The organism is uncultured Mycobacterium sp. (genome assembly GCF_964249325.1).
GTDB lineage: Bacteria > Actinomycetota > Actinomycetes > Mycobacteriales > Mycobacteriaceae > Mycobacterium.
On the sequence record NZ_CAXUCH010000119.1, the window covers coordinates 7,645 to 13,012 of the forward strand.

At 66.0% G+C, this 5,368-nt stretch carries 6 protein-coding genes (1 of these 6 cut by a window edge); 5 read left to right on the forward strand and 1 reads right to left on the reverse strand.

What is annotated here, in order from left to right; all coding sequences use genetic code 11:
- Both thiC and ACFE99_RS15330 read left to right on the forward strand, forming a co-directional pair.
- On the forward strand, positions 1–786 hold the end of the coding sequence (gene thiC / locus ACFE99_RS15325; RefSeq protein WP_375486704.1) for a phosphomethylpyrimidine synthase ThiC. The gene continues 1,626 nt to the left of window position 1, outside the view; 786 of the gene's 2,412 nt are visible here — the last part of the coding sequence; the start codon falls outside the window, past its left edge; it ends in the stop codon at positions 784–786.
- Positions 783–1,403 (forward strand): alpha/beta family hydrolase, encoded by a 621-nt coding sequence (locus ACFE99_RS15330; protein WP_375486706.1) that lies wholly within the window; start codon positions 783–785, stop codon positions 1,401–1,403. The genes thiC and ACFE99_RS15330 overlap by 4 nt, the downstream gene beginning before the upstream one ends.
- 214 nt (positions 1,404–1,617) lie before the next feature.
- On the opposite strand, the gene ACFE99_RS15335 is transcribed toward ACFE99_RS15330, so the two are convergent.
- The gene (locus tag ACFE99_RS15335; protein ID WP_375486714.1) at positions 1,618–2,067 is read right to left on the reverse strand and encodes an Hsp20/alpha crystallin family protein; all 450 of its coding nucleotides are present in this window, start codon (positions 2,065–2,067) and stop codon (positions 1,618–1,620) included.
- Between the two features lie 139 nt (positions 2,068–2,206).
- Between ACFE99_RS15335 and ACFE99_RS15340 the strand changes: the two genes are divergently transcribed.
- The 3 genes from ACFE99_RS15340 to ACFE99_RS15350 all read left to right on the forward strand — a co-directional run bounded on the left by ACFE99_RS15340 (position 2,207) and on the right by ACFE99_RS15350 (position 4,924).
- Positions 2,207–2,584, forward strand: coding sequence for a helix-turn-helix transcriptional regulator (locus ACFE99_RS15340; protein WP_375486708.1), 378 nt, complete (start codon positions 2,207–2,209; stop codon positions 2,582–2,584).
- A gap of 72 nt (positions 2,585–2,656) precedes the next feature.
- The gene (locus ACFE99_RS15345; RefSeq protein WP_375486710.1) at positions 2,657–4,141 is read left to right on the forward strand and encodes a flavin-containing monooxygenase; all 1,485 of its coding nucleotides are present in this window, start codon (positions 2,657–2,659) and stop codon (positions 4,139–4,141) included.
- A gap of 273 nt (positions 4,142–4,414) precedes the next feature.
- On the forward strand, positions 4,415–4,924 hold the full coding sequence (locus ACFE99_RS15350; RefSeq protein WP_375486716.1) for an inositol monophosphatase family protein: 510 nt from the start codon (positions 4,415–4,417) through the stop codon (positions 4,922–4,924).
- The last annotated feature ends 444 nt before the right edge of the window (positions 4,925–5,368 follow it).

Here is a 5,368-nt window from a genome sequence, read left to right on the forward strand (position 1 = left end):
GTGCTGACGATCGCCGGCTCGGACTCCGGTGGCGGCGCCGGCCTGCAAGCCGACATCCGCACCTGCGCCTTGCTCGGCGTGCACGCGCTGTGCGCGGTGACCGCGGTGACGGTGCAGAACTCCGTCGGGGTCAGGGGTTTTCACTTGGTTCCCGACGGCGTCATCACCGCCCAGATAGAGGTGGTGTCACACGACATCGGGTTTCAGGCAGCCAAGACCGGCATGCTGGCATCCCCTGAGATCATCGGGGCCGTCGCCGCGGCCTGGCGCGACCACAGCCCCGATGTGCCGCTAGTGGTCGACCCGGTGTGCGCGTCGATGCACGGTGATCCGCTGCTCGAGCCGAGCGGGCTGGAAACGCTTCGCGCCGAGCTGTTTCCGCTGGCGACGCTGGTTACACCCAACCTGCACGAGGTACGGCTACTTGTCGATATCGAGGTTGTCGACCCGCAGTCACAACGAGAGGCAGCGCGTGCCCTGCACGCGCTGGGCGCGCGGTGGGCGCTGGTGAAGGGCGGACACCTGCGGCCGTCGGACTCCAGCACCGATCTACTGTTCGACGGCAACGACTTTCACGAGTTCGACTCGCCGCGGGTGGATACCAGCCACGACCACGGCGCCGGGGACACGCTGTCGGCGGCGTTGGCATGTGCGCTCGCGCACGGGTATGACGTTCCCGACGCGGTCGAGTTCGGCAAGCGATGGGTGACCGAATGTCTGCGGGCGTCCTATCCGCTGGGCCACGGCCATGGCCCGGTGTCGCCACTCTTTCGGTTGGACGCATGAATCTCGAGCGCATCGCCGGTGTCGCGCATGAACCCGACGGTGCGGCGACCGGTGTCGTGGTGCTGACCCACGGGGCGGGCGGCAGCCGGGAATCCCCTCTGCTGCAACAGATTTGCAATGAGTGGTCGCGACGCGGCTGGCTGGCGGTGCGCTACAACCTGCCCTACCGGCGGCGCAGGCCAACCGGCCCCCCGTCGGGCTCGGGCAGCGCTGATCGCGCCGGAATCGTCGAGGCGATCGAGGTGTGCCGCGGCCTTGCCGACGGACCGCTGATCGCGGGCGGGCATTCCTACGGCGGTCGACAGACCTCGATGGTGGTGGCGGACGGTGCCGCAGGGGCGGACCTGCTGATGCTGTTCTCCTATGCGCTGCATCCGCCGGGCAAGCCGGAACGTGCCCGCACCGAGCACCTGTCCGACATCGCGGTGCCTACGGTGTTCACCCACGGCACTTCTGACCTGTTCGGCACGCCCGACGAGATACGCCGTGCCGCCGCGTTGATACCCGCGCCGACGCAGGTCCTCCAGATCCGCGGTGCCCGACACGACCTGCGCTCCAAAGCAGTCGACGTGCCCGCGCTCGCGGTCCACACGGCACTGCAGCTACTGCGGCCCTGAGGCCAGTGCGTACCCGACGCTTAGACGGCGCGAGTAGGCGCCGGTGGGCGACGGCAGGCCCGCAGCGCGGCGCACGCTTCCCCGGCGAACAGCACTACCGTTTCGGGTGGGAGGCGGTGCTGCTGCCCGGCGCCCGGGAGGGTGGCCGGCTCGCCAGCGCCGAGTATCGGTGCTGCCGTAGCGGATCGCTTCGCCGCGTCGCCCACCGGACGACTTAGGCGTTGACGGCTTCCCGCTGGGCGGTCTTGTCGTCGAGGGGCTGGTGCCCGTTACCGTGCGCGACGGTGATCTTGCGTGGCTTGGCCCGCTCGGCCACCGGAATATCCAGCCGCAAGACGCCATCGTGGTAGGACGCCTCGATCCGGTCGGTGTCCAGGTTTTCGCCGAGCACCAACTGCCGGCTGAACACTCCTCGGGGCCGCTCGGCGGCCAGCATCTCGTGGTCCGGGTCGACGCCAGGACGCTCGGCCCGCACCGTCACCACATTGCGCTCGATTCCGAGGTCCAGCGAGTCTTCCCTGATGCCCGGGAGGTCGAACTCGACGACGAACTTGTCACCCTCCCGCCACGCGTCCATCGGCATCGCGGCTGGGCGGGCGGCGGTACCCGACACCTGCTGGGCGAGGCGGTCCAGCTCCCGGAACGGGTCCGTACGCATCAGCATCATGGTCACCCCTAGCTCCAATCTGACGTCCCTGCGGCATAAATCTATGCCACGCGATACAGATTTGATATACCATTGATGCGAAACCAGCGCAAGTGTGATAAATAGGTTTTCTGTGAGGGGCTTTGACGGTGCTGCCATGAGCGATCAACCCGTGCCGGGGGGGATGCCAGCTCCTGACCAGGGCGTGTACGGCATTTCCGTGGCCGCTGAACTGTCCGGGGCGGGCGCGCAGTCGCTGCGGCTCTACGAACGTCACGGCCTGGTGACACCGGCCCGCAGCGAGGGTGGCACCCGCCGTTACAGCGTGGAGGATCTAGCCCGGCTGCAGCGCATCACCGAATTGGTCGCCGCTGGCGTCAACCTGGCGGGCATCGCACGAATCCTGGACCTGGAAGACGACAACGCCGCCCTGCGCGCCGCCAACATGCGGCTGAAATCCGGCAAGCGCCCCCGAAGCGCCGGCTCGAAAACGCGTCATGGCAAGATCGCCGAGGACAAACCTTCCAGCGCCTAGCGGCTCGTGGCGCTCGACATGGCTGCTGGCTTGAGCTTCTATCCGGTACCGCGGGTTCTGTATAGTCGCGTCATGGATTCACCGCAGTATGACTTCGTCATCGTGGGGGCGGGCTTCGGTGGTATCGGAGCAGCCATCCAGCTCAAGCGGGTCGGCTACGACAACATCGTCATTCTCGACCGCGAGGCCGATCTCGGCGGAACCTGGCATGTCAACCGTTATCCCGGCCTGGCCGTCGATATTCCGTCCACCACGTACTCGTACTGGTTCGAGCCCAATCCGTACTGGTCGCGATTGTTCGCGCCAGGCTCAGAGCTCAAGCAGTATGCCGAACGGGTCGCCGACAAGCACGACGTGCGTCGCTACATGCGGTTCAACACCACGGTCGAGGGAGCCCGCTGGGACGAGGACGCGAAGTTGTGGCGGGTCGCGCTGGCGGGCGGTGAAGCGCTGACCACACGCTTCTTGATCACCGCGACCGGGTTTTTGTCGCAGCCGCGCACCCCCGACATCCCCGGTATCGCCAGCTTCGACGGCAAGATCATCCACACCACCGCCTGGGATGACAGCTACGACTTCGCCGGTCGCCGCGTCGGGATCATCGGCACTGGCGCGACCGCCGTGCAGCTGATCCCCGAACTGGCCAAGCAAGTCGCCGACCTGACCGTCTACCAGCGCACCGCGATCCACGTCGTGCCCAAAATCGACTTCGCGATCCCACCGTGGCTGCAGCAGGTGTTCGTCAAGGTGCCGCTGGTGCACCGCGCCTTCCGGTTGGTCACCGACACCCTCTTCGAAGTGATGATCGTGACCGGGGTGCTGCACTACCGCCAGTTCCGGCGGCTCAACATCGCGGCTGCGGATCTGGCCAAGATCAACCGCTTTGTCTCGGTGCGTGACAAGGACCTGCGCAAGAAGCTAACCCCCGACTACGACTTCGGCTGCAAGCGGCCCACCTGGTCCAATAGCTACTACCGCACCTTCACCAAACCGCACGTGCATCTGGAGACCAACAGCATCGAGCGGATCGAACCCGACGGTATCGTGACCGTCGACGGCCACAAGACCGTAATCGACACCCTGGTACTGGCCACCGGCTTCGACCTGTGGGAGGCCAACTTCCCGGCCATCGAAGTAATCGGCCGGGACGGCCGCAACCTCGGAAAGTGGTGGCGCGAGAACAGGTTCCAGGCCTATCAAGGGGTGTCCATCCCGTACTTTCCCAACTACTTGAGCCTCGCCAGCCCGTACGCGTTTTCCGGGCTGTCGTTCTTCAACACGATGGAATACCAGATGCGGCACATGGACCGGCTGCTCGGCGAGGTGAAGCGCACGGGCGCAACGACGTTCGAGGTCACCGAGGAAGCCAACGCGCGCTTCCTGGACCGGATGACGGGATACCTGGACGACTCGGTGTTCTACCGCGGCGACTGCGCCACGTCGCGCTCCTACTACTTCAACCCCAGCGGCGAGGCGACACTCTTGCGGCCCACGTCGGTGCGAAGCGCGGTCCGGGAAGGGTCGCGATTCCCGTTGAGCGACTATGCCTTCGCTTAGGAGGCCCACGCCGAGGAAGGGTAGGCGCATCGCATAGTTCTCCGGTTTGGCTTTCGCCGGCGCCGGGCTGACCCACTTCACCGGCCCGCAGTTGTGTGAACCGATCACCAAGCCATTGTTCCCACACCGCACTCGGCGCCATATCTACACCAACGGCGGTATCGAGACGGTGCTCGGGCCGGGTTTCAGCAACCGAAAGACCCGCAGCCCGACCATCGTCGGGCTGATCGGCTACACGGGATACCTAGTCGGTAACGCTACTACGTCCACGGTATCCCGCTCCACGCAATCTCCTTGGCGCTCACACACTTTGGCGTCCCCCTTGTTGCCGTCACCGCCATTCCGTCCCTCGGCTGGACCTACCACGCCACACAAGGCCGCGGCGCCTTTAACAACAACCAGCCCATTCACGTACGCGATACCGCCGAACTACGCCATGCCATCGTCAGCATCGGCGACTACGCCACCGGGCCCAAAGCCGAGAGCAAGAACCGGCGACGTTTAGCGATCACGCAGGGCCTCATTCCTGCAGTCGAGCGAATCCGCATGTTCGGCGCCGCCAGCATCGACCTGGCCTTCGTCGCCGCAGGCCTCACCGACGCCGCCATCCTCGACACCAACAAACCCTGGGACACCGCCGCTGGCGTCCTCCTGGCCCGCGAAGCCGGAGCCGCAGTCAGCGACCTCACCGGGAACCCGCACACCGCGACCGCCACCAGCACTCTTGCCGCAGCGCCGCACATCGCACCACACCTGACCCAACTCACCGCCCACCCGAGCTGACAATCGCACCCGTGGCGGTCGGCTACCGCCGGGCTTCGCTGCGCTCCCTCTGCTTCCGTTCGCTGCGCTGCCGTCCGCGCCGGTCGCTCCACTGCGCCCGTCGTCCGCCGACCGCCACACCGAGCCATCACGAGCAGGGCTACGAGAACCGTCAGGAATAGCGACGGCGGCTCTCGGACAGTGACGGCCCCGAAGCGGCGCCCAGGCGTCGCTGCCGCAAACACCGTTCACAGGAAAGCCGCACTGACCTGCGGTGTGAGAAATTTCTTTACTGGGATCAAGGCGTCAGCGGCGACCGCTGAACTCATAATCAGCGAGCCAAACTGTACCGCCACCGTGCGGCTTGGCTACCATCCGATGCATGGGTGATGAGGTGCGGGTCAACCCCGAAGAATTGCGGGGAGCCAGCAGCGGTTGGGATGCGGAGGTGTTTGAGCTGCACGC